The organism is bacterium, assembly GCA_021372615.1.
Taxonomy (GTDB): domain Bacteria; phylum Armatimonadota; class Zipacnadia; order Zipacnadales; family UBA11051; genus JAJFUB01.
Genome location: JAJFUB010000004.1, coordinates 16,160 through 41,020, shown reverse-complemented (window position 1 = coordinate 41,020; position 24,861 = coordinate 16,160). Strand labels below are relative to the sequence as shown.

Here is a 24,861-nt window from a genome sequence, read left to right as displayed (position 1 = left end):
CGCCTGCCCTACTGGTGGTGGGACGCGACATCACAGGCGAGGCCGCCTGCTCTACTGGTGGTGGAACTCGTCACTGCAGACTGAACTCCCCGGTCAGGTCGCCCGGGGCGGTCGAGATCATCCACGAGAGCGCCTTGCGTGGCACGAAAGACTCCCGCACGAAGCCCCGGTTCCGCACCTGCCGCAGCTCCCATTCGACGTGGTCCGGGTAGACCCGGAACACGCGGTAGGCGTTGGGCCACTCGCAGAAGGAAGGGTTCACCAGGTGGGCCTGCCCGTCGACCACGCTGAACTCATTCCAGTGTGTATGGCCGCACAGGGCGCCGCGCACGTTGGGGGCGGCGGCGAGGGTCGCCAGCACCTCGGCCCCCGTGGCTGAGCCCGGCAGCCGGTAGCCGCATGAGGAGAGGCCGCCGCGACTGTGGAGCGGGTAGTGCCACACGAAGAGCGCCGGGGTCCTCGGGTCGGCGGCGAGCGTGTCGCGAAGCCACTGGACCTGCTCAGGCCGGGGGGCCACGCCCCGGGCTGTCTTCGGGTCGTAGTAGTCCTTGAGCGTCCCGTCGGCGTGGCGCCAGTAGGAGCCGTCGAGCACGATGAACCGCAGCGGGCCCTCGGTGAAGGCATAGTCGGTGGCGCCGGAGGAGAACAGGGGGGCGCACAGACTCAGGGCGTCGGGGCGGGAGGTGGACAAGTACGCATCGTGGTTGCCGATGCAGCCATACACGCGCATCCCGCTCTCGGCGCAGACGCGCCCCAGGGCCTCGAACTGGGATCGGGTCGCCTGGTTGGTCATGTCACCGGCGAGCAGGGCGAAGCGGGTGTTCTCGGCCCGCAGGTCGGCCAGCGTCGCGGCAAGCTGGGCCTGCGCCGGGCCGTCGAGCTTGTTGTTCATCCAGGTCGCCTGCCCCTCGCCCAGGTGCGTGTCGGAGAGGAGCGCGAACTGGTAGAGCGGCGCGGCGGTCGCCCGGTCGAGGGAGCGCAGTTGCAGCCGCACGAACCTGCCTGCGGTCCGAAAGTGCGGGCCGGCGACCATGATCGTGTGCCGCCCCGCCGGCATGAGCCACGAGGCAAGCTCAGTGCGGACCGGCGGCGGCTCGCCGACGACCTGCGGGGCCGGGCCGGTGAGCGCGTTGCCGTCGCTCTGCCAGCCGGCGGGGAAGCTGACCATCGGCGCGCCGATGACGGTGTCGTCACACAGGACCGTGGCCCGCAGGCCGGGCCGCAGGTCGCCGTCGGGCTCCAACTCCAGGGCGCCGGTCACGTACATGGCCCGGGGGGCGTCCACCGCGAAGGCCAGCAGGCCGTCGGCCGGGATCGTCGGCGTGGGGGCGCCGGTCGTGAGGTCGCCGTCGGCCTCGAAGCCGGCGGCGAGGACACCGGCGCGGCCGTCGAGAGATACCTCTCCGCCCGGCGGCAGCGTGACGGTGTGCTCCGCGGCCCGGGCACGCAGGCGGGCTGCCAGGGGCGGGTAGGTCTTGATGGGTGGCTGCGGCAGGCGGGTCTGGCGCAACACCGCGTCATCGAACCAGCTCTCGCCCGCAGTCACCATGGCCAGCATGACGTCACGGTCGGTCGCGCGCCAGGCGTCGCCGCGCAACTCGCCGGTGATGAGCGACCACTGGCCCGCGACCCCGCCCGAGGACTGGGCCTTGGTGTGCCGCTGCTTGCCGTCGCTGGCGGAGACGTAGAGCTGCACCCCGCCGGTCTTGGCCGCCCAGACCCAGACGGAGAACTCGTAGTCGGAGTGGCCGTCCACGAGGCCGCCGAGCCGGAAGTAGGCGCCGCCGGAACCTTCGACCGGTGTCACGCGCAGCGAGTGCTCGCCGGTGTGGGCCCGGAGGGTGTCGCCGGCATACGTCGCGCGGTAGGTGTGCAGATCCGGGATCTGGCCCTCGAAGCCCTCGCTGAGGACAACGTCGGCGCCGCCCGCGGGCGCAGCCGGGGCGGAGGCGGCCGGCGGGCCCGTGGCCAGAGCAACGAGAAGGGCGGCAGCGGTGAGCCGGGTGGAGAAGGCCAGCATGTGCACAGGCTGTCACTCCTGCTGCCCGCGACAGGCGGGGCTGCGTGTCGGCAGCAGGTTCGTCCCCGGGGCCGGTGAAGACCTCCTCCCGAGCGGTCGCTGAGGCACGTTCCTTCCCCGGTCTTGCGCCCCCCTTGAGTTCGCATTGACCGTCAGTCGCGGCCTACGGGTATACTATGCTCGGGGGTGAAGGACGATTCTGTCTGGCTGCGAGCTGTGCTGCGGCCGCATCGGTACGCCGATCGCCGCCGGGGAGGACCGGAAGCCTCCGGCTCGCCCGGGCCCCGGACGGGGCTCCAGGATGGACGGTCCCCCTCCAAGGACAGGGTCCCACGTCACCCGCCTTCCTGGCCCGCTGACGCCCTGCGCCCCCTACAACAACCATTGCGGTGATCTGGCAGCATGAGTTACGGTGCGAGCTTGCTCGGGGGCTTCCTGCAGTTGCCGCGACGCGCGCCGCGTCGCAGGCCGGATGGCGACTGGCTGCTGCAGGGCGCCCGCCCCCGGCCTGGCGACATAGATGCCCACGCGGAGGCGTTCGTCGGCGACATCCAGGGCCTGTTCCTCGAACTGACCCTGGAGGGCTCCGCCGGAGGCCTGCACCTGCTGACGGGACGTCCCGGCTCGGGCCGCAGCACGCTCCTGCTGCGCCTGGGCCGCCAACTGGCCGCCGGCAAGTCCCCCGTCTTCCTGTACCAGCCCGGCCTGGGAACCGAGCCGCTGGATCACCTCCTGGGCAAGGCCAGCCGGCGCTCCCGCGCGTATCTCCTCATTGACGACATCCACCTGTGTCCGGAAGCCGAGACGATCCTGTATGAGATTGATCGAGCCGGGGCCGACATACTGGTCATCGGCACGACCACAGTGGCCGAGGAGGACGGCGACAGCGGCCTCGACGGGCTGGCTCTGCTGCAACCGGCGACACTGCGCGACATGGGCGTACGCCATGCCGTGGACACGCGCGCCGGTGACCCGAAGGGGCTGGCTGCGGCCCTGCGCGTCAAGCTCCCCTCCCCTCTCCCCGTCCAGGCCTCCCCTGTCGAGGCAGGCGTGCTTGCCTCGGTGCGGGGCCTGCAGCAGGCCGTGCGCCCGGAGTTCAGCTGGGAGCGCCAGGCACTGCCCCGACTGAGCCAGGAGGAGGGGCTGCTGGGCGTAGTGCTCGCGGGCCTGGCGGAGTTGGCTGTGCCCAAGGACCTGCTCACCGGCGACGGAGACGAGGGACGCGTCAAGGCCTGGCTGGCGGACGGGCTCGTCGGGTTGGATGGACCCCTGCTCTACCCGCCACACAGCGAGATCTGTTGCGAACTACTCGCGGCGCTGGAGCCGGACGCGTCGCAGGTGCAGGGGGCGCTGGTCCGCCTGCTGGACGCCGCCCGCGGGGACCAGGCGGTCTTCGCGCCACAACTGCTCGCTCGCCTGGCGCTGACGCCGCAGACTACCGAGGTCGCGCGGGGGGAGATCGCGCAGCGCGGGGCGGCAGGGGCGTCGCGGTCGGTCGCGGACCCCGTCGGGCTGGCCTGGCAGATGGCCCGGCAAGTGGCGGGTCTGGATGCCGACGAGCCGGCCGAACCTGGCAGCTATGCGCCGGAGCTGGCCCTGCGGCTGCAGGCGACGTTCGCAGCCGGACAGACGGACCTCGCCCTGGATCTGGCGACCTGTCTCGCTGAGGATCACTTCTACCGCACGTGCGGGCAGTACAGCGTGTCGCTGCTGCACGCGCGGCAGGGCGACTGGGAGGCGGCGCGCGCCGCCGCTCCGCAGGCCCGTCCGCTGCTGCCCCAGACGTCGTTCTTGCTGGGCCTGCTGCACGAGGAGTGCCAGGACTACGAGGCCGCCATTGCCAGCTACAAGGCGGCGATTGAGGACCAGGAGCTGACCGCCGCGGCGGTCCGGCATCTGGGCCGCGTTCATCTGAAGATCGGCGCCCCGCGCGCGGCGCTGCGCCTGTTCGAGGCGGCGCTCTCACAGAACCCAACCGACGCCTCGCTCTACGCCGGAGTGGCCGTGGCTCACCTGCAACTGGGGGCCGTGGACGCGGCCCGTAGTCAAGCGGACCGGGCGGTCCGGGCCGGCGTGTCGGCGGAGCAGGCGCGGCGGGCGATTGCCCGCGGCTTTTCGGAAGTGCGGGCGTACAGCCACGCCGCCCACGAGCTGGAGCGATGCCTGAAGGACACGCCGACCGCATGGGAGGCCCGGCGCGAGCTGGCCGAAGCCCTCTGTGAGATGGGCGACTTCGCGCGCGAGGAAGAGGAGCTGCGGCGGGTCATCGCGGTCGCCGCCGACGACGCAGCCGCGCAACTGCAGATGGCCCGCTGCCTGCGCGATCAGGACCGCGCGGAAGACGCCTGGGAGACGTTGGGCGCTCTCGAGGCGGCACACGGGGGCAGCGTGGCGACGCATCTGCTGGCGGCTGAGATCGCCGGAGTGCTCGGCCGGCCGCGTGCCCAGCGCCGCGCCGCGGAAGCGGCCCTGGCCCTCGGCGATGGCAGCGGCTGGGGCTTGCTCTGGTTGGCCCGTAGCCGCGCGGCACTGGGCCAGGACGACCTCGTCGGCTTCATGGAAGCCGCGACCGCGCTCCACCGCGGCCTGAGCGACGATCTGCCCCCGCGCGACAGAGCTCGCCTGTGGGAGGCGCTCCTGGTCATCGCGGTCTCGCTGCACGACAGCGGCGCGGTGAGTGAGGCGGACGGACGGGCCCGCCGCGAAGCCCGGCTGTGTGCCGCGACGTCGGCCAAGATTGACAGCGTGATCGCCGGACGCGCGCTTCCGGCCTCCTCATTCATCTCCCAGCTCGATGAGCTACAGCAGCAGGGCGCGGACGCGGTCCTCAGCCGGCCCTTGTCGGAGGAGGAGCCGGAGGCGCAACTCGTCGGGATCGCCCTGTCGCCCCCGGCGACCGCAGTGCTGCAGGCGGGCGAGCGGGTGCAGTTCGCGGCAGTGGCGCAGTACGACGATGGCACGACGGAGGATGTGACCGGGCAGGCCACCTGGGAGTGGACGGGTGACGAAGCGGCGGGCACTGTCACCGCGGACGGTCTCTTCACCGCAGGCGAGGGATGCGGCGTCGGACTGATCGTCGCCAGCTACGAGCAGTGGCGAGTCACGTCGGGTGACATCACCGTCCGCAATGCGGTGGGGCTGGAACTGAGTCCGGTGCCGGCGACGGGGCTGTCGGCAGGGGCGACCGTGCAGTTGGCGGCGCTGTTGCGGTACGGCGACGACGCGACGCAAGACGTGACGGCGCAGGCGACGTGGGAGTGGCGAGGCGAGGCGGCCGTCGGGGCGATCAGCGCGGAGGGTGTCTTCACCGCCGGCGAGGGCTGCGGTGTGGGGCAGGTTCTCGCCACGTACGGCGAGTGGTGCGTCTTCTCCGGTGACATCACTGTCAGCAACGTTGTCGGGCTGGAGCTGAGTGGCGTGCCGACGGCGGCGCTGTCGGCGGGGGCGACGGTCCAGTTGGCGGCCCGGCTGCGCTATGGCGACGGCACGACCGAGGACGTGACCGAGCAGGCCGTCTGGCAATGGACTGGCGCGGCCGAGGCCGGGGCGATCAGCGCGGAGGGTGTCTTCACCGCAGGCGAGGGGTGTGGCGTCGGGCAGGTGCTGGCGACGTACGGCGAGTGGCGGGTCCTCTCTGGTGAGATCACCGTTAGCAATGTCGTGGGGTTGGAGCTGAGCCCCGTCCCGGCGACGGCGCTGTCGGCCGGGGCTACCGTGCAGCTGATGGCCTCGCTGCGGTACGGCGACGACACGACGCAAGACGTGACGGCGCAGGCGACGTGGGAGTGGCGAGGCGAGGCGGTCGTCGGGGCGATCAGCGCGGAGGGTGTCTTCACCGCCGGCGAGGGCTGCGGTGTCGGGCAGGTCCTGGCGACGTACGGCGAGTGGCGGGCCGTCTCCGGTGAGATCACTGTCAGCAACGTGGCGGGGCTGGAACTGAGTCCGGTGCCGGCGACGGCGCTGTCGGCAGGGGCGACGGTCCAGTTGGCGGCCCTGCTGCGGTACGGCGATGACACGACGGAGGACGTGACCGAGCAAGCCGTCTGGGCATGGACGGGTGCGGCAGAGGCGGGGGCGGTCAGTGCCGAGGGGCTGTTCACTGCAGGCGAGGGGTGCGGCAGCGGGCAGGTCCTGGCGGCGTACGGCGACTGGCGCGTCTTCTCCGGTGAGATCACTGTCAGCAACGTGGTGGGGCTGGAGTTGAGCCCGGTGCCGGCAGCGGCGCTGTCGGCCGGGGCGACGGTGCAGTTGGCGGCGCTGCTGCGGTACGGCGACGGCGCGACCGAAGATGTGACAACAGAAGCGACGTGGGAGTGGCGGGGCGAGGCGGCGGTCGGGGCTGTGAGCGCGGAGGGTGTCTTCACCGCAGGCGAGGGGTGCGGCGTCGGGCAGGTCCTCGCGACGTACGGCGAATGGCGAGTCTTCTCCGGCGAGATCACTGTTAGCAACGTGGTGGGGCTGGAGTTGAGCCCGGTGCCGGCAGCGGCCCTGTCGGCCGGGGCGACGGTGCAGTTGGCGGCGCTGCTGCGGTACGGCGACGACACGACGGAGGATGTGACGGCAGAGGCGACGTGGGAGTGGACTGGCGCGGCCGAGGGCGGGGCGGTCAGTGCCGAGGGGCTGTTCACTGCGGGCGAGGGCTGTGCCGTCGGGCAGGTCCTCGCCACGTACGGCGAGTGGCGGGTCTTTTCCGGCGAGATCACTGTTAGCAATGTCGTGGGGTTGGAGCTGAGCGCTGTGCCGGCGACAGCGCTGTCGGCAGGGGCCACCGTGCAGTTGGCGGCGCTGCTGCGCTACGGCGATGGCACGACGGAGGATGTGACGACAGAGGCGACGTGGGAGTGGAGGGGCGAGGTGGCAGTCGGGGCGGTCAGTGCCGAGGGGCTGTTCACTGCGGGCGAGGGCTGTGGCGTCGGGCAGGTGCTGGCGACGTACGGCGAGTGGCGAGCCGTCTCCGGTGAGGTCACCGTCAGTAATGTTGTGGGGCTGGAACTGAGTGACGTCCCGGCGACGGCACTGTCGGCCGGGGCTACCGTGCAGCTGATGGCGCTGCTGAGGTACGGCGATGGCACGACGGAGGATGTGACCGAGCAGGCCGTCTGGGAATGGGCGGGTGCGGCAGAGGCCGGGGCGGTCAGTGCCGAAGGGCTGTTCACTGCGGGCGAGGGGTGTGGCGTCGGGCAGGTCCGCGCGACATACGGCGAGTGGAGCGTTGCGTCAGACGACATCGCCGTCCGCAACACTGCGGGACTCGAGCTCAACCAGGTGCCGGCGACGCCGATAACCATTGGGGCCACAGCGCAACTGACCGCGCTGCTGCGCTACACCGATGGGGAGACCGAGGACGTGACGGCACAGGCCACCTGGGAGTGGACGGGCGCGGCGGAAGCCGTGACGGTCAGTGCGGAAGGGCTCCTCGCCGCCGGCGAGGCCGCCGGTGTCGGGCAGGTCGTCGCAACCTACGAGCAATGGCGCGTTACTTCGGATGAGATCACGGTCCGCGAGCCGGCGTGGCTGGTGGTGCGCCCCACGGAGCCGGTGGTGCTGTGCGCCGGGCAGTCGGTGCGGCTGCGGGCGGCGTTGCAGCACCCGTCGGGCGAGGAAGAGGAGATCACCGAGGGCGTGACGTGGCGCTGGCAGGGGGACAAGGCGGCCGGCACGCTCGACCCGGATGGTCTGTTCACGGCGGGCGAGGGCTGCGGGACCGGCAAGATCGTGGCGATGTTCGAGACCCAGGAGGCCTACTCCGAGCCGGTGGAGATCTCCAACATCGCGCTGCTGGTGCTGATGCCCTCCGAGGTGCTGTACCTGGAGCCGGGCGAGATGCAGCGCTTCTCGGCGGCGCTCAAGTACACCGACGGTACGCTGGGCAATGCGACCAACGAGGCGGAGTGGAGCTGGACCGGGCCGGAGGGCACGGGCGCGATCACGGCGCCGGGCATTCTCACGGCCGGGCCGAACTCCGGCGAGGGCAAGGTGGTCGTCACCTACGCCGGCAACAGCGACGAGTCCGGGCACATCCTGGTGCGGAGCCTGGTGGCGCTGCACGTCTCTCCAGCAGAGGGGTGCACGCTGACTGCGGGCGAGACCTGCCAGTTCTCCGTCACCGCCGAGTACGGCGACGGCTACACGGAGGATGTGACGGCGCTGGCGACGTGGGAGTGGACGGGGCCGGACGGCAGCGGGTGGATGTCGCGCGGGGCCCTGTTGACCACGGCCGCTGAGTGGTCTGGCCAGGCGACAGTGACGGCCAGCTACAAGAACCAGACGGCCGCCAGCGGTGTCATCGAGGTCAGGCGACTGGTGGCGCTCCACCTGGAGCCGGGGGATGAGATCATCCTGGAGGCGGGCATGACCCAGGTGTTCCGCCTGCTGCTGGAGTACGAGGTGGGTAAGCCGGCCAAGGGTGGGGGGCTGGGCGGGCTGTTGCGGCGCGGTCGGGACACCAAGGGCAAACAGCTCCTCGAGGATGTGACCGGTCAGGCGGAATGGCGGTGGAAGGGGGATCCGCGGTCGGGCGAGATCAGCGCGCCAGGGCAGCTCACGGCGGGGGACTGCACGGACATCGGGAAGGTCACCGCCACCTACGGCGAAGGGCGCGTGTCTTCAGCGGCTGTCACGATCCGGGCCTCGGCCACCGAACCCCCGCCGCAGCCCTCGGACCAGGTGCCCGTGATCCGCGAACGCCTGGCCCGCCTCATATCCGAGCGACACACGGACGGCGACGTCTCTCCCGGCGGCTCCTGAGGGCCGCGGGGCCCGAGCAACGGCTGCGGCTCCGAAGAGCCGCGCTCCAACGGCGCCCCGACGGCGCGGATGCTCAGGCCAGCCTGGTGGGGTCGAGGGCGGCGGGCCAGCGGGTCTCGAAGCCTGCTTCCTTCATGCGGCGCAGGACCAGGCCCAACCCCACGAGGGCGTTGCCCGCGTCCTGGCCCGTGATGGTCACGCGCAACTCGCGCGTGCGCAGCGTCTCCACGATGCCAATGTCCAGTTGGCCCTGCGGGTCAATGGCCTCCACCTCCGACTCGATCCTCTCCAGCAGGTCGTGCAGACGTTCGCGCGTGATCCCGCCGGCGTTGAAGGCCACGCAGAACGAGTTGTGGCCCTCTTCTTGCAGCACGTCCACGAACAGAGCGGAATCGGCCATAGTGGGTATCTCCTGTATCGGGGCTTCGTCTGGCAGGCGTTCCTCCGGGGCGTCAGCCGGCGAGGCGTCGTCGCTGACGTCCGGCGCACTGTCGGGCTTGCCCAAAAGGCTGCTGAGGAGCTTCCGGCTCATCGTCCTTCCCCATACGGATCGTACTGGCGCAGTGGGTGCGCCGCAGCGACGGGCGCTGACCATGCGGGAACATGGGCAGACGCCGCCAATCCGCCGTGAGGAGTGTACCGCAGGACCCTCAAGGACGCCTGGAGCAGCCCTCATGGTCGGTTCAAGGAGCGCAGGAGCGGGTAGGGCAGCATCCCGTAGCGCCGCTACTTCAGATCGGCCACCGCTGCTGTCAGCCGCTTGAGCTGATCCTGCGCGATGGTCAGGGGAGGCTGCGTAGTCACGAACCCGGCGACGCCAGTCTCGGCCTGCGTGGCGAGGGCTTCCAGGTCGGCATAGGCGGCCTCGTGCGCGGGGGCCTGGCCGGCGAGCAGCGCGTACTGCAGCAGGTGCTCGCAGCGCGCCAGTTCCGTGAGCGTGTCCACGTAGGGGCCGAGGTGGGGCTCGTCGGCGCGCATCTGGCTCACCTTGCCGGACCGCTCGCGCTCGGGCCAGCGCTGCAGCACCCAGACTTCCAGGGCGCGGCTGGCGCGGCTGAGGGCCTCGCGCGCCCGGTCGAGGCGGTCCTGGCACGGCTGGCGGCCGGGGACATCGCGCAGGGCCGCGGCCACGCGGGTCTGCGTCTGGGCCAGCAGGGCCAGGGAGGCCGCGTAGTCGCCGCGCCGGGCCAGGGCGGCGCTCTGCGTGACGGCGTCGTCCCACAGGCGCGGGGGGATGCCGTTGGCCGCGGCTTCGCGCGTCAGGCCGTCAAGCTGCCGCCGGGTGAGCTGCACGCGCCGGCTGCGGATGGTGGCCTGGGCGGCCGCGAAGCTCTTGTCGTTGCCCCACAGCAAGACGGCGGCATCGCCCGCCCGCAGGCTCACCGGCACGGAACTGCCTGCGGGGATCTGGACCGGCTTGAGGGCGCGCAGGTCGTAGAGCTTGCGCCCCGGCGCGGGACTGAGCGAGAGCGCGCCCTGCCGCGCCGTGGTGGCATCGAGGTTGCACACCACGATCAGGTCGTGCTGCGGGCCGGAGAGGACGCTGAGGTCGAGCACGGGCTTGCCACCCGCGCCCGGCTCGCACGCCACCCGCGCCAGGGCCTGCTCGCCCTGCCAGCGCACGGGCGCCAAGAGCGGGCACAGAGGCATGAGCGTGTCGGCCAGGGCCTGCATCTCGGCGCCCATGTGGGTCGGGGCGCCGTACAGGTCCACCAGGCCATTGTGGCCGTAGCCGGTGAGCCATGCGGGCGCGGCCGAGTAGTAGTACGGAATGAAGCCGCTGGCGCCCCGGGAGAGATACTGGAAGCACATCAGGCGCAGCTCGGCGCGAGTGGGTATGCGCCAGTTGCCCAGTTCGCCGAAGGCCTGCGGGACGGCCCAGATCCGACGGCCGCCGCGACGCCATGACAGCTCGCACCAGCGCGCCACGGTCGCCGCGTCGCCGGCGGGCTTGTCGGGCCGGCCCAGCAGCGGGTAGCAGTCAATCAGCGACACCTGGGTGTACTGGGAGTACATGGCGACGGCATCGGCGACGCAGAAGGCGCCCAGGGCCGGGTGCTGCCGGTCGAGAGCCTCGAAGCGCTGCTTGCCCCACACCCACTGGTTCTCGCAGTCGTCCACGTTGGCCATGGGCTCATCAATCATCCACCAGGCCAGCAGCGCCGGGTGGTTGCGGTAGCGGGTCACGACGCGGGTGATGGCGGCCTCGCACTGGTCACGGGGAACTTTGCGGTCGTAGAAGCCGGTCAGGTAGGTCGAGGGCAGGACCCGCAGGCCATAGCTCTGGTTCAGATCGAGGAACTGCCCGAGGGCGTCCTCGGGCTTGGGGTTGCCGGGCGCCATGACCATGCCGCCGGGACGCAGGGAGGTGTCGTAGCCGAAGTCGGCCCACTGGCGCGCCACGACGGCCGCCTCCGCCTCACGCGGCAGGCCCAGCCGCCCCGCATGGCCTTCCAGCGAACCGCAGCAGCCCCACGGGCAGGCGTCCTCAACGGCCGGGTAGGGGGGCGGGGTGTAGTCCACCGGGCGCCTCTGCTTCGCCAGGCGCGCCTGGTCCTCGGCGTTGGTCTCGCGGAACTTCACGTCATCCAGCCAGACCGTCACCCGGTCCCCTTCCCTATTCCCCTCGGTGTGCACATACAGCGCGTCAAAGCGCCCCGGGCAGGCGGCGGTCCAGCCGGCCATCTCCGAACTCTCGCGGAACGCCGCGCCGAGTTCCTTGCCCACCAGGTGGTGCCACTTGCGGGGTTCGCTGCAGGTCCCGGCGCTGGCGCCATTGCCCTGGACTTCGGCCTGCCCCGGCGGCATGTGCTGCCAACTGTGGCCGAAGCCGACCCGCCCGCCGCCGGTGGTCTCGTACTTGACCATGGCCTCGACGACGTAGGTCTTCGCGGGGTCGAGCTTGACCTCGAGCGGGATCTTGAAGTAGCACCAGCCCCCGCCGGAGACGACGTGGAAGGCGATCCTGGCGCAGCGCTGCCCGCCGGCAGGGCTCTCGGTGCTCAGGCCGATCTCGTCTACCTGCACTTTGGCGGCGCTGGCCCAGTAGACGACATCGCACTGCGTCTCGAAGTCGTTCTGGTAGTACACCTCCTCGGCGGAGGCGGTGACTGTCGCCATGAGGATGAAGACGACCGACGCGACTGAGGTGCGCATGTCTGCTGCCCCCGTGGTTGGGTGTGCTTTGTGCGTCCTGGGTCGTGGGCAAGTCAGGTCTAGGGATGCACGTGTACGACCTCGCAGCGGTCGGCCGCGAGGGGCACCTTGACCGTCAGCGTGTCGCCCTGCACCGTGGCCGCCAGTTCGGTGGCCGACACCAGGCCCGTTGCCCCGGTGGCCTTCAGGCCGAGCTGCTTGAGCGGCACGGTCAGCGTCGCCGTCATGGGTTCCTTGCCGGGGTTGTAGACGGCCAGGAGTGTCTCGCTTCCCTGGCCGCCGCCGTAGCGCTCCACGCGGATGCTCGCCGGCTCGGCCCGGGCCACCGTGACCGGCTGCCAGCCGGCGGCGTACATCCGGCGCAGGATCGGGATGAACTGCTTGTACAGCGGGCGGACCGGCTCGTAGATCTCCGGCTTGTCGAAGAAGCGGCCGATCACCCACTTGCCGTTCTCGAAGTAGTCGCCGTTGAAGTAGCTGGGGAAGATGCACCACAGCGCGCTGCGGTGGAAGTAGCTCACATGGTAGTCGGGCGGCAACTGCGAGAAGCGGGTGTTCAGGAGCGGGCTATAGGGCTTGTCGCGCAGCAGCGTGCGGGCCATGGCCATCGTCTCGGGGGTCAGGATGCCGCCGGTCTCCTGGCCGGTCACGTCCAGCAGGGCCGGGAAGTACGGCCACAGCGCGCCCCCGTTGCCGTGCATGACCCCGCCGCGCGCGTGGACGTCGTCGGCCACCCACTTGCTGAACTGCCAGGTCGAGAACATCTGCAGCAGGACCGGCTGCCTGGTGTCCGGGTCGAAGGTCAGCGGGGTGGCGACGGTGCGCCAGTGCTCACGGCGCCAGTTGCGCACCTCACCCCAGTTGGGCATGGAGTCGATGTAGATGCCGTCGAGGCGGGGGCCGGTCGGCGGTAGCAGATGCTTGTCGGCCCAGGCTTTGCTGTAGCTCCAGTGCGCCTTGTTGAGCGGGCAGTCCGCATCCTCGGGGATGTTGGGGTCGGGGTTGAGGGTGAAGACCGCGCCATCGCACCACGCCTGGTTCTGCAGCGAGAGGTCGTACTTCGCCTCGCGCGTGAAGTCGCCACAGCGGCGGGTGAGCTTCGCCCAGCCGGCCTGCGCCGGTTTGCCCGAGGCCTCGCTGTCCGCCAGCGCCTGCAGCGCGCCCTCGTAGGTGCGTGGATAGGACTTGGCCATCGGCAGCCAGTAGGTCATCGGCTCGATGTAGCTGAAGCTGGCGATGCCGTTGTCGTTGTCGAACTGCAGCGGGGTGGCGCTGTGCTCGTCATAGGCGAAGCCGAAGTCCTGCCAGTCCTTGACCTTGCTGATGTCGGCGAAGGCCATCCAGATGCCGCCGGTCTTCAGGCGGCGCTCGAAGTACTGCGGGCACCGCTCGTAGTACTTCTGCGTGGCGGCGCGAAAGCCCCAGGCCGGGTCGGTGCGGAAGAGCGAGAAGCGGAAGTCGCCCTGCGAGGGGAAGTTGACCGTGTCCTTGACGAGGCCGAGATCGCACGCGATGTAGAGCGCCTTCAGGTCGGCGTTGTAGACCATGCGGGCGACGCGCGGGCCATCCATCGGCACCCCGAGCGACAAGCCGACCTGCGGGGAGGTCAGCGAGCACCAGGGGTAGGCCGAGGAGAGGCCGCTGATCGGCCAGCCGGAGGCGTTCATGTACTCGCCACCGGTGGTGGGCGTGCTGTGCAGGATGTCGTCGTGCCACGTCCAGGGCAGGTCGGCCAGCGGCAGGACGAAGTAGGCTGTCACGGCGCGGTCCTGGCCGGTGGTGTCAGTGACGGTGACGTGGCAGTCCACGCCGATGGCGGCGGGCTCCAGCCGCGCTTCCAGCTTCAGGCCGCCTTCCTCCCCCTTGAGCGTGGCGCCGTCCTTGTCAGTGGTGACGGCGTAGCGCGGCTGCAGCCACGCGCCGTTGGCGCCGACATCGCGGACCCAGAAGCCGCCGGGACCGTCGCCGCTGATCTTCTGACCATCCACCTTGAGCACTGCCGAGCCGCCCTCGCCCGCGACGGTCAACTCCATGCCATCCTTCGAGCCCACGACCGCCGCGCGATAGGCAGTGTCCGGGGCGGGCCTGGCGCTCAGCGACGCCGAGGTGCGGTCGAAGAACAGGCCGCCGCTCACCTGCAGCTCCTGCAGGCCGATGTCGTCGAACCAGGCCTGGCCGCTGACGCCGTTCCGGAACAGGATGTTGACCGTCACATTGCGCACCGGTTTGGCAACCACGAAGACCTTCTCGGCATACTGCCAGTCGTGGGTGCCGACGTCGAAGGGCGCCTTCTGCCCCCACAGCGGCGTGCCGTCCATGTAGGCCAGGTCCACCCAGACGGAGTATTCGCCGCCGCGCGTGCCCTGCACGCCCTCGGCGCGGCTCCAGCCGCTCACCACCAGCGGTGTGGGCCGCGTCTGGTTGAGTGTGACGCTCTGGCTGATCCAGTACGTGGGGCCCTCGGCGGTGCGGGAGAAGGCAGCCGAGGTCTGACCGCCGTGGCGCACGGCGGCGTCGGCGGTCCACTCTTTGCCAAGCTGGCTGGTCCAGCCCGCCGGCTTGCCGTCCTGGAGCTGCTCGAAGCCGGGGTTCTGGATCAGGTTGGGGCCGCGGGCGGCGTCGGCCTTGAGGGGGGCGAGGACCGGGTCGGCGTGCGCGAGGGTGCAGGCGAGCAGAAGGGGCGCGAGGCAAAGGCTGCAGCGGGCCATGGCAGGGCTCCTCATGGTGCGTCCGGGGTCGCACGGAGCTTCTTCCGCGTCCTGCTGCGGCTTCCCTGCTGGTGCTGCCATCATCGGGGAAGGTCGGCGTGCAGGCGTCAGTGGCGCTCGGCTGTCCGCGCGAGGCGCGCGTCACCTCGCACCCCTCCGCTCAGATGTGCTGCGTCGCCGGGGGCCACCCACAAGTATGCGGCCCGACCGGCTAGTCAGCCGATCGGGCCGCAGTTGTGGTCAACGCCCCCCAGGTGCGCGAGGCCGGTTCAGCCGCTCCTACCGGACGTCCACGATGAGCTTGCCTACAGGCGCCACGCGGACGTCGCAGGTGCCATCCGTCCCTTCACCCGCGCTGGCGGTGATGATGGCGTGGGTGTTGTCGGCCGAGGTCGTGCTCACCAGTCCGTTCTGGTCCACGGTGACGACCGGCTCGCCGTCTGAGGACCAGGTGATGACCGCGTACGGGACGACGACGCCTGCGGCATCATAGGCGACGGCCGTGAGCTGGGTCTGGAACTGATCGGGGGGCCGCAACACGCAACTGCTGGGCGTGACGACCACCCGGGCGACGTGCCGGCGAGTGACCGTCACATCACAAGTGTCCGACAGACTGGAAGCGGCGTGGGTGGCCCTCACCACCGCAGAGCCTTCGCTCGCTCCGGTGACCGTGCCGTCGGCCGCCACTGTCACGCTGGCGCTGCTGGAATCCCAGGTGACCGTGGCCAGGACGACGTTGTTGTCTGCGTCATAGCACGTGGCGGTGAGCGCGGCGCTGGCGAGGTAGTCCAGGCCCAGCGTGGCCGGGGTGACCTCGAGGCGCACGACCAGGGCTTCGGTGATGAGGGAGACCTGGGTCAGCTCTCCGGCAGCAATGGCGGTGAGCACCTCGGCCTGCGCGATGACCCGCCCGGTGCCGTCGTAGGACTCGTATGCCAGCGCTCGCACCAGGCACGGCCCCACCGGGACGACCTCGAAGGTGGCTGTCTGGGGGCCCTCACCGGAGCGGGCGAGGACCTGGTCCGGCACGATGGGCGTCAGGACGCCCGGCACGAGTACCTGGACGCGCACGCTGTTGGTGGCCACGGGGAGCGCTTCGGGCACCACACCCGCAGGCCGCGTGGGGAAGATCACTGAGACGATCATGCCGCCGCTTGCCCCGGCGTTTGAGCCGCCCCCACAACCGGCGAGCACAACCACCACCCCCAGGAGCAGCAAGATAGACACCTGTACCGACCTACCCATGTCGTTCCTCCTTCAGGAACAGATGGATGAATTGCTGGCGCACGGGATCACTTCGCCAGAGCGCCGAACCGCCAGGCCACGCCGATGGATAGCTCGCAGTCCTCACCCTCCACCTGCCGGAACCCGGCCAGACCATACCAGTCCTCCGCCAGATCCTTGTAGGCCATCGCGGAGATAGAATGCGGGTAGCCATCCCGGCGAGCGTATTCCACGAACAGGTCCACGCCGCTGCGGTCAAACAGCCACGGGGAGTAGAGCCCCCAGGTCTCGAAGTGCTGGTCCCACGGGTCCTGGCCGAACTCGCCGTAGACGTCCAGGTAGCCGGGGGCGGCGGGGAGGCTGAAGTCCAGGCTCAGGCCGGTGTCCGCCCCGTGCTCCTTGAGGACGTTGACTGCGACCTGCCCCCCGAGCACGGGGGCGCTCAGCCGGCCCAGCCAGCCGGCGCCGTCGCCCGGCTCCACGAGCCCCCGCTCGTACTTGTCTATCCACACGCCGTCGAGGGCGAACCCGCGGCCCTGGTAGCGGGCGCGGATGCCATCCAGGGACAGATAGGCGAACTGTGAGCCGAGAGGCCCGTTGTTGACCGGGCCTTCGAGGTAGTGCTGCCGGCCCGCGATCAGGTCCAGACTGTCGTGGCGCCAGACAGCGAAGGCTTCGCTCACGTCGGCGTCCCACTCACCGTCGAAGGCGGTGCTCAACTCCCCGCCCAGCTCCATGTAGACCGGGCCGTACACTCCGGCCATGCGCGCCCGGCCTCCGGCCAAGCCTCCACCGGAGACGAGGAGCCCGTAGAGGTCGAGTTGGCTGCGGGGGCCGAAGAAGTGCTTGCCCAAGCGACGGACCCCCGTGGGCTCTTCAGCCGCGGCGGCGCTGAGGGCCCAGATCAGGGGCATGGCGCCCGGACCGGCGGAGGCGGCCGCCGGGGCCGCGCCGAGGCTCTCCACGCCGACCTCGAGCCGGCCATGGGGAGGGGCCCCGAACATGGTGCGGCGGAGGGCATCGTAGGAGGAGAAGCGGTCGTCGCGCATCTCCATCCCGATGCTGGTGCCCGGCGTGGCGACGGTGCTCACGCCCGGCTGCATGCCGTACCACCATGGCTTGGCGGCCCCGGTCGGGAACTCCCAGGGGTACTCCGAGCCGGTGGCGGCCGGCGCGTAGACGAAGTACATCCCGCCCGACGCGATCGCCTCGCCCTCACCCCAGGCCGCGACCTTGTCCACGCTCGGCTCCTCGTTCGCCAGCAGCGCGTACGCGACCAGGTACAGGGCCTCAGACTCCGCGACCTGGAGGTCGGCCAGAGGTATCACGTGCTCGTCGGTCGTGGCAGCGACATGGGGGTGATCGTACTTCGGGGCGGCGAGGTCGAACTGCTCGGGTGGCGAGGTGCTCACCGCCACGGCCGTCCGTTCCAGGGCCCAGGGCGCGGTGGTGTGGAAGGTGACTGTGAGCTGGCTGGCCGTCAGGGCGACGGTGACGTCGCCGTAGGCCTGATCGTCCGCGCCCACGAGCGCCACCTGCGTGTCCGTGACAGCCGCATGTTGCTGGTCGCCCACCTGCTGCTTGCCAGCGGGCGTCTCCAGCGTGGCAGTGCCGTCCCAGACCGACATGTCCTCGCCGTTGAACAGCACCCAGGTGCCCTGAACGCTCGCGGCAGCCGTCGCGCCCTCGATCCGCACGCCCGAGCCCTTGACGGCGTTGGTCAGGACCTGCCCGCTCAGGAGCCGAACGCGGTTCTGGGTCACCGAGGTCAGCACGAGGTCGGCGCGCGAGGGCATCCGCACGAGACTGCCCCCCGGGAACTTGATCTCGCACTTGCCGCGGCGGTCGGTCCGGATACGGGAGCCGCTGGCGAGTGGCGTGCCCGCCCTGGCGCCCTGCCAGCCCCCCTGAGCGCCGGCCTGGTAGGTGACCCCACCGACGACCGCGGTGAACCGCGCGGTCGCTTCAGCCCACCCGACACCGACCGACCCGGCGGACAGCAACACCCCCAGGACCAGAACTGCGATGGGTGTAGCCAGTGACTTCCGGGGGATGCTCATCCGGCGGACCTCCTGAGACAACGAAACCACGCTGAGGTGATGGCGGGCACAGGACAGCCTGTGCGTCACTGCCTCGGCCGGTCTCCCCGGTGGCTTTCACGAAGTGGTAGTGTTTTGTACTATTATCGGCTTCCAGGGGTCCACTCCAAACACTTCCATGGGCTCGGGGCGGCCGCGGATCTCGGCCAGGCCCAGCCGTCGGCACGGGACGCCCTCGCCGGCGGCCTGGAGGGTGGCGTCGCTGATCATGATGCCCGTCCCGTACTCCTTGTTGAGGCCTTCCAAGCGTGAGGCGGTGCTCACGGTATCCCCGATGACCGTGTACTCGAACATCTCACCTGACCCGATGTCCCCGGCAACCAGCTCGCCCGTGTGGATGCCTACGCGCAGGTTGGGGACCCAGGCGTCCGCGTCGAGGTTGGCGCGCAGGCGTTCCATCTCTTGCTGCATGTCGCAAGCGGAGCGGATGGCCCGCATGGCGTGGTCAGGCTGCTGTACCGGGTCGCCAAAGACAGCCATGACACCATCACCGATGAACTTGTGCACCGTGCCGCCGTGCCGGCGGATGCAGCCCGTGATGAGGGCCAGGCAGCGGTTCAGGTTCTCGACGACGACTTCAGGCGGTGACGCGTGACAGAAGGTGGTGAAGCCCTGCAGGTCGGTGAAGAGTACCGTGGCCTGCAGTTTCTTGCCCGCTACCTGGGTCATCGCGGGGTTACTGAGAATGACCTGCAGCACCTCTGGCGAGACGCGTTGGGACCAGGACTGATGGAGCTTGCGGCGCTGCCGCTCACTGGTCAGCTCCAGGTAGACGAGCACGCCCACGTAGCTGAGCGAGCCGGTGAGCGCCAGGGGGATCAACGGGACCCAGAGCCGGTAGAACTGCCACATCACCAGGACGAACACCAGGGAGCCGACCTGTGAGGGCAGCCAGGCCGCGAGGGCAGCCCATACGGGTCGCACCCGCATCTCGACCAGCGTCACCAGGGCCCCGATGAGGCAGGCCAGGATCAGCGTCAGTCCGCCGGACGCGCGGCGTGTGTATGAGCCCCGGAGGATGGTATCCAGGGCGTCGGCGATGATCTCCACTCCGGAAAGCCTGCTGCTGGTGGGCCCGGAGGTCGGCGAGGTGCGGATACGCATGGCCAGGGGGGTGTTGTGGGAGTCTTGCAGCGTCTGTGCGGTGGCCCCGATGAGCACGATCTTCCCCCGGACGTCCTGCCTGGAGAACTGGCCGCGCAGCACGCGGTAGTAGGGGATGCGGGTGAACCCTCGGTCCGGCGTGCGGAAGGAGACGAGGAAGCTGGGATCGAGGGCGCCCGAGCGAAGGCCGGCGCCCCGGGCGACCTGCCCGGCGACCTGGGACGGCTCCACGCCCCGCTTGAGCGCCGCCAGGACCACAGGCATGGTGAAGAGCTGCTCGTCCTGATAGGTGCGGCTGATGCGGGACCGGCGGATCACCCCGTCATCGTCTTGCAGCATGCCGATCAGGCCGGTGCCCAGGGCCGCATCCTCGAAGCGCCAGTGGGGGAACTGCGCCTGGGTGAGGCTGGCGTCCATCTGCTGGCCCGGGAGGCTCTCCTGGGTGATGTTGGCGGCCAGGACCGTCCGCCCGCTGGCGGCCAGGGCCCGCTCCAGGGCGAGGTCCGCCGCACTCAGCGGCGGCTCCCAGCCCAGGGGTTGGTTGGCCGCGGCCGTTTCGGCAGACGCTTCGCCACTGACCGTGCTCACGATCACGTCCAGACCGATCAGGGCGGCTCCGGCCCGGGTCAGGTTGCGGATGGTCCGGGCGTGGTACTCCCGCGACCAGGGCCAGACGCCCAGCTGCGACAGCGACAGCTCATCTATGGTGACCAGAACGATGTCGGGGTTGGGGGCGTCGGGAGCGCTGTTGGCAGCACGGAAGTCGTACGTCACCAACTCCAGGCGCCAGCACAGACGACCGAGGAGGCTGGTGCGCATGCTGTCGGAGCATACGTACACCACCATGGCTGCCGCGGCTATGCCGATCGCCAGGCTGACGAGGAGTTGGGTGCGTGGCGCACTCATCTGACCCTCCTGCGCGGTCACTGCGGGCTCGCGTCACCCGCACGACCGGGGCACGGCGAGCAGGCGTCGCCAGCCCGGCGGTCCAGTAACCGACTACCGAGGGTAGGTATTCGCCGTTTGGGGCGCAGGTCCCCTCCCCGCGCCTGTCAGGGGGTCTACTCAGGGGGCGCGGCGAGTTGGCTGTCCAGGTCGCCCACGGCCTTGCGCAGGCGCACGACGGAGGTCTGGACGTCGTAGCGGGCGTTGACCGTCGCCGTCTGCGCCGCGGCGAAGGCGGTCTGGGCGTCCAGTACTTCGACACCGATGGACAGGCCAGCCGCGTAGCGCACCTCAGCCATGCGCAGCCGCTCGCGGGCGTTGACCTCGCCGGCTTCGGCGACCGTCAGTTGCTCGCGGGCCTGGTGGAGCGCCAGGGAAGCCTCGTTGATCTCCAGGGCGATCTGCTGCCTGAGGTCCTCAATCTGCAGCTTCACATCGGCGACGACGGCGGCCTGCTCCGCCACTTGGGCGCGGCGCAACCCGCCATCGGACAGGGGCTTGGTCAGGGACAGGCCCACGACCCAGTTCACTGGCTCGGCGGCACTTGTCTGCGTCTGTTGGTTGAGCTGGGCCACCATGTCCAGGCGGGGGTTGGTGCTCTGGCGCGTGAGTTCGAGGTTGGCCTCGGCGACCTTGAGCTGGCGCTCGGCCAGCGCCAGCTCGGGGCGCTGTCCCAGGCCGCGGGCGATCAGGTCGGTCAGCTTCCCCTCCGGCTCCGGCAGCGGCACTCCCTCCTGCACGCTCAAGGCGCAGGTCTGGGGTAGCACCAGCAGGTTGGCGAGCGTCGCGCGGGCCAGTTGCGTCGCCGTCTGGGCGGCGATGATGTCACCCTTGGCCTTGGCCAGCTCGGTCTCGGCCTGCACGACCTCGAACAGCGGCACGGTGCCGTCGGCTTCCATGGCGCGGGTGATGCGCAGGTGCTCAGCGACGGCGGTGGCGCGTTGGTTGGCCACGTTGGCCAGCATGTCGAGGCGCAGGATGTTGTAGCACAGCGTCCGCGCGGCCTGCGCCGTCTCACTCGATGTCACCGCCGCGCGTGCGCCGGCGGCCTCGATCCCGCGGCGCGCCAGGGCGCTCTGCAGCTCCAGGCGGTGGCCGGTGTACACGGGCTTGCTCAGCGAGACGCGGAACTGATGGTTGAAGCTGTCCACGTAGGGCGTCGTCGGCATCGTGAGTGAGGCCGAGGCGCTGGCTTGCGAGGTGAACTTCCCCAGGGCCCGGGCCTGCCGCAGACGAGCCTCCGCCTGCTCCAGGGCCTTCGCGTCGCGCTGCAACTGCAGGCTGTTGCGGAGTGCCAGGTCGGCGGCGTCTGCCGGGGTCAGCGTCAGGGCCGTGGGAGCAGGCGCGGGGGTCTCTTCCGCCCGCGCCGGGAGGGAGGCCAGCCAGAGGAAGCATGTCAACATGCCTGTCGCCAGCAGAGCCCCTGGCCGGAACGCTCTGGCTGCTTGACAACATTCACTGCACATATTGTCTTCCTGCTTTCGAGGTAAGGGCGGTGGGTGCCGCGTCGTGTGCGGCGGGCCCCGCCGCCGGTCGTGGGGCCCGTCGCACGGAGGTCGCTGCGCGACCTCACCGCCACACCCACGACCTGTCTGTCGCTATCGCGCGAGCTGACCCAAGTCAGCGTCTAGGCCATCTGCCGCTGCGCGCGGCGCTCGGCCACGTGCTTGCGCAGCCGCGCCAGGAACTGGAGCACGTCGTCGGCCAGCGAGTAGATGACCGGCGTGGCGACGAGCGTGACGGCGAGGGATAGCACCTGGCCGCCGATGATGATGTGGCTCATGGCCCGGTTCGTGCCCGCGCCCGTGCCGCTCGACAGGGCCAGCGGCACCATGCCGGCTACAAACGCAATCGTCGTCATCAGGATCGGGCGCAACCTGTCCTTACAGGCGGTGAGGATCGCCTGGCGGCGGTCCATCCCGGTCTCGCGCAGCCCGTTGGTGTGGTCCACCTGGAGGATGGCGTTCTTCATGACCATCCCGAACAGCACCAGGATGCCGAGCATCGAGAAGATGTTGAGCGAACCCCGCAGCACCCACAGCGAGAACATCGCGAACGGCAGTGTCAGCGGGAGCACGTTGAGAATGACCAGCGGGTAGACCCACGACTCGAACTGGGCCGACAGGATCAGGTACATGAAGACGACGGCCAGAACCAGAGATATCAGGAAGCCGCTCATCGTCCGCGCCAGCTCGGCCGCGCGGCCGGTGAAGGCGCCCCGGTAGAGCGGGCCGAGGTTCTGCTCCTGGAGCAGAGCGACCACGCGCTTCTGGAGCGTCGACTCCGATACTCCTGGCGCCGGGTTGGTCGAGATCGTGGCCGAATGCGCGCGGCCGTAGCGGCTCACCACCGAGGGCGCGCCGGTCTCACGGTAGCTCACGACCTGGTCCAGGGGCACCGTGCCGATGGTGGGGCTGCCGCTCTTGACCGTGAACAGCGAGAGCGTGTCCCTCGACAGGCGGTACTCCGGCAGCGCCCGCAGGTTCACGTCGTACAGGTGCCCGCCGTCGGCGTAGTCTGAGACCTTCTTGCCCGCCACGAGCGTGCGGAGCGTCGAGGCGATCGCGGCGACCGACAGGCCCAGGTCCGCCGCCGCGGGGCGGTCTACCGTCACGCCCAGCTCCGGCTTTCCCACCACGGAACTCGTGTCCGCGTCGGCCGCGAGCGGATCCTTCTTGAGCGCGGCGACCATGCGGTTCCCCGCCGCGATCACGCGGTCGGTGTCCGGGCCGGTGATGGTGTACGTCACCAGAGCCGAGGCGCCGCCGCCGATCGGGCTGACTGGCGACACGGTGGACCGCAGCTCGGCCGGATAGCGCGTCAGGATCTCCTTGCGTGTCCGGGTCATCAACTGTTGCTGTGTCGTCTTAGTCTTGCGCTCTTCAACCTGGTTCATGTGGACATCCACAGTGCCCAGGTTCTGCGTGCGCTGCCTGTCGTCGGCCACTGTGACGACCGTGTAGGCGACCTCCGGAAGTGCGCGGATGTCCCTGGCGATGCGGTTCATGAGGGTCTCGGTCGCCGCCAGGGTCGTCCCCTCCGGCGCCCGTACCGAGACCACAAACCGGCTCTCATCGTCCTCGGGGATGAAGCTGAAGCCCACACCCTTGCCCAGCGGTACAACCATGGCGAAGATCGCGAGGGCGAGCAGCACCACCGCCCAGCGGTGCCGCAGGGACCAGTCGAGGACCATCCCGTAGAAGCCCTCGATGCGCCCGAAGAGGCCCGACTTCTCGCTGTGCCCCGCGTGCCGCTCCCGCGTCGGCGTGGCGCCGGACTCGCCGTCGTCCCCCCGCTCGGCCTGCGGCCGCGGCTTGCGCAGCCACTTGGAGCACAGCATGGGGGTGAGCGTGAACGCCACCAGCAGGGACACCATGATGGCGAACGACATGGTCAGGCCGAACGACTGGAACATCCGGCCCACGATCCCCTGCATGAAGGCGATGGGCATGAACACCGCGACCAGGGAGGCTGTGGTTGCCAGGACAGCCAGACCGATCTCCTTGGTCGCGTCCAGCGCCGCCTGGCGGGGCGACATGTCCTTCTCATGCAGATAGCGGTAGATGTTCTCGAGCACGATGACGCCATCGTCAATGACGATGCCCACCGCCAGCGTCAGCGCCAACAGGGTCAGCATGTTGAGCGTGAAGTGCATCAGCGAGATGAGCGTGAAGGTCGCCAGCAGCGAGGCCGGGATGGACAGGGCGGCGATGATGGCCGAGCGGCCGTTGGCCAGGAACAGCAGCACGACCAGCGAGGCGAAGATCGCGCCGAGGATCAGGTGCTCCTTGACCGCGTCCAGCGACCGGCGGATGAAGATCGAGTTGTCCGACACGACGCGCGTCTCGTAGCCCTGGGGCAGCATGGACTGGGCCTGCTCCAGGCGCTTGGTGACGGCGTCCACGACGGCGACCACATTGGCGCCGCTCTGCTTCTTGACCGACAGCACGACGGCGCGCTGACCGTTCACGTTGGCGATGGACTCGGCCTCCTCGGCCGCGTCCTCCACGTCCGCCACGTCGCTCAGATGAATCGGCTGGCCGTTGCACACGGTGACGATGAGGTCGCGCAGGGAGGCCATGTCAGTGGTTCGGCCCTGGGTGCGGACCGACATGCGGCGGTTGCCCTGGTCGGTCGAGCCGCCCGGCACCTGCAGGTTCTGCACCCGCAGCGCGGCCTCGATGTCCGAGGCGGTCAGGCCGTAGGAGCGCAGCGCATAGGCATCGAGCAGCACGTTAACCTGGCGCGCCCGGCCGCCGATGATCTCGACTTCGCCCACGCCGCTGATGTTCTCCAGCTGCGGCCGCAGGCGCTTGTCGGCGAACTCCGTCAGGTCGCGAATGTCGGCGGTCTTGGCCGACAGCGCGATGGTCATGACGGCGATGGCGCCGGCGTCCATCTTCGTCACGGTCGGCTTGTCGGCATCCTCGGGCAGGTTGGGCACTGCCAAGTCCACCTTGGACCGCGCCTCCTGCTCGGCCACGTCCACGTCCTTCTCCAGCAGGAACTTGATCATCACGACCGAGACGCCCTCGGACGAGGTGGAGGTCAGCGTGTCAATGCCCGAGATGCTGTTGACCTGTTTCTCGATCTCCTCGGTGACCTGGGAGTCCATCTCCTCGGGCGTCGCGCCCGGGAGGATCGTGGTGATCGTCACGACCGGGATGTCCACGTTCGGAAAGCGGTCAATGCCCAGCTTCGTGAGCGACAGGGTCCCCACCACGACGAGGGTCAGGATGAGCACTGTCGCCACGACGGGCCTGTGGACTGATAGCCTGGCAAGTAGTTGCATTGCTTCCTCCGGCCCCATCCCTGAGGCGATGGCGGCCTCGACAGCCTGTGCGCGGTTGCAGCCAAG

At 70.0% G+C, this 24,861-nt stretch carries 10 protein-coding genes; 1 reads left to right on the top strand and 9 read right to left on the bottom strand.

Annotation, left to right across the window (positions count from 1 at the left end):
* Positions 1–70: 70 nt before the first annotated feature.
* A complete protein-coding gene (locus tag LLH23_00215) occupies positions 71–2,020 on the bottom strand; it encodes a metallophosphoesterase (protein ID MCE5236898.1) in 1,950 nt (649 codons plus the stop codon).
* Positions 2,021–2,422: 402 nt separating this feature from the next.
* Here LLH23_00215 and LLH23_00210 point away from each other — a divergent pair, with 402 nt between their 5' ends.
* Positions 2,423–8,767 carry a hypothetical protein gene (locus LLH23_00210; GenBank protein MCE5236897.1) on the top strand — a complete coding sequence of 2,115 codons (6,345 nt, stop codon included), beginning with the start codon at positions 2,423–2,425 and terminating at the stop codon, positions 8,765–8,767.
* A 73-nt stretch (positions 8,768–8,840) separates the two neighbouring features.
* Here LLH23_00210 and LLH23_00205 read toward each other — a convergent pair whose 3' ends face one another.
* From LLH23_00205 to LLH23_00170, 8 genes are all read right to left on the bottom strand, one after another.
* Entirely contained in the window at positions 8,841–9,167 is a 327-nt protein-coding gene (locus LLH23_00205; protein MCE5236896.1) for a hypothetical protein, read from the bottom strand.
* A 326-nt stretch (positions 9,168–9,493) separates the two neighbouring features.
* Positions 9,494–11,923, bottom strand: coding sequence for a hypothetical protein (locus tag LLH23_00200; protein MCE5236895.1), 2,430 nt, complete (start codon positions 11,921–11,923; stop codon positions 9,494–9,496).
* A gap of 59 nt (positions 11,924–11,982) precedes the next feature.
* Positions 11,983–14,631, bottom strand: a complete 2,649-nt coding sequence (locus tag LLH23_00195) for a hypothetical protein (GenBank protein MCE5236894.1) — start codon at positions 14,629–14,631, stop codon at positions 11,983–11,985.
* Positions 14,632–14,910: 279 nt separating this feature from the next.
* A complete protein-coding gene (locus LLH23_00190; protein ID MCE5236893.1) occupies positions 14,911–15,876 on the bottom strand; it encodes an Ig-like domain-containing protein in 966 nt (321 codons plus the stop codon).
* 47 nt (positions 15,877–15,923) lie between these two features.
* Positions 15,924–17,915: a FecR family protein gene (locus LLH23_00185; GenBank protein ID MCE5236892.1), complete on the bottom strand. Its 1,992-nt coding sequence runs from the start codon at positions 17,913–17,915 to the stop codon at positions 15,924–15,926.
* 96 nt (positions 17,916–18,011) lie between these two features.
* A complete protein-coding gene (locus LLH23_00180) occupies positions 18,012–19,964 on the bottom strand; it encodes an adenylate/guanylate cyclase domain-containing protein (GenBank protein MCE5236891.1) in 1,953 nt (650 codons plus the stop codon).
* A gap of 155 nt (positions 19,965–20,119) precedes the next feature.
* Positions 20,120–21,406 carry a TolC family protein gene (locus LLH23_00175; protein MCE5236890.1) on the bottom strand — a complete coding sequence of 429 codons (1,287 nt, stop codon included), beginning with the start codon at positions 21,404–21,406 and terminating at the stop codon, positions 20,120–20,122.
* A 224-nt stretch (positions 21,407–21,630) separates the two neighbouring features.
* Positions 21,631–24,795: an efflux RND transporter permease subunit gene (locus LLH23_00170; protein ID MCE5236889.1), complete on the bottom strand. Its 3,165-nt coding sequence runs from the start codon at positions 24,793–24,795 to the stop codon at positions 21,631–21,633.
* Positions 24,796–24,861 lie beyond the last annotated feature (66 nt).

Excerpts from the sequence above, each read along its gene's own strand:
- LLH23_00215 (MCE5236898.1), bottom strand. The coding sequence starts at position 2,020 with ATGCTGGCCTTCTCCACCCGGCTCACCGCTGCCGCCCTTCTCGTTGCT.
- LLH23_00210 (MCE5236897.1), top strand. The coding sequence starts at position 2,423 with ATGAGTTACGGTGCGAGCTTGCTCGGGGGCTTCCTGCAGTTGCCGCGA.
- LLH23_00205 (MCE5236896.1), bottom strand. The coding sequence starts at position 9,167 with ATGGCCGATTCCGCTCTGTTCGTGGACGTGCTGCAAGAAGAGGGCCAC.
- LLH23_00200 (MCE5236895.1), bottom strand. The coding sequence starts at position 11,923 with ATGCGCACCTCAGTCGCGTCGGTCGTCTTCATCCTCATGGCGACAGTC.
- LLH23_00195 (MCE5236894.1), bottom strand. The coding sequence starts at position 14,631 with ATGGCCCGCTGCAGCCTTTGCCTCGCGCCCCTTCTGCTCGCCTGCACC.
- LLH23_00190 (MCE5236893.1), bottom strand. The coding sequence starts at position 15,876 with ATGGGTAGGTCGGTACAGGTGTCTATCTTGCTGCTCCTGGGGGTGGTG.
- LLH23_00185 (MCE5236892.1), bottom strand. The coding sequence starts at position 17,915 with ATGAGCATCCCCCGGAAGTCACTGGCTACACCCATCGCAGTTCTGGTC.
- LLH23_00180 (MCE5236891.1), bottom strand. The coding sequence starts at position 19,964 with ATGAGTGCGCCACGCACCCAACTCCTCGTCAGCCTGGCGATCGGCATA.
- LLH23_00175 (MCE5236890.1), bottom strand. The coding sequence starts at position 21,406 with ATGTTGACATGCTTCCTCTGGCTGGCCTCCCTCCCGGCGCGGGCGGAA.
- LLH23_00170 (MCE5236889.1), bottom strand. The coding sequence starts at position 24,795 with ATGCAACTACTTGCCAGGCTATCAGTCCACAGGCCCGTCGTGGCGACA.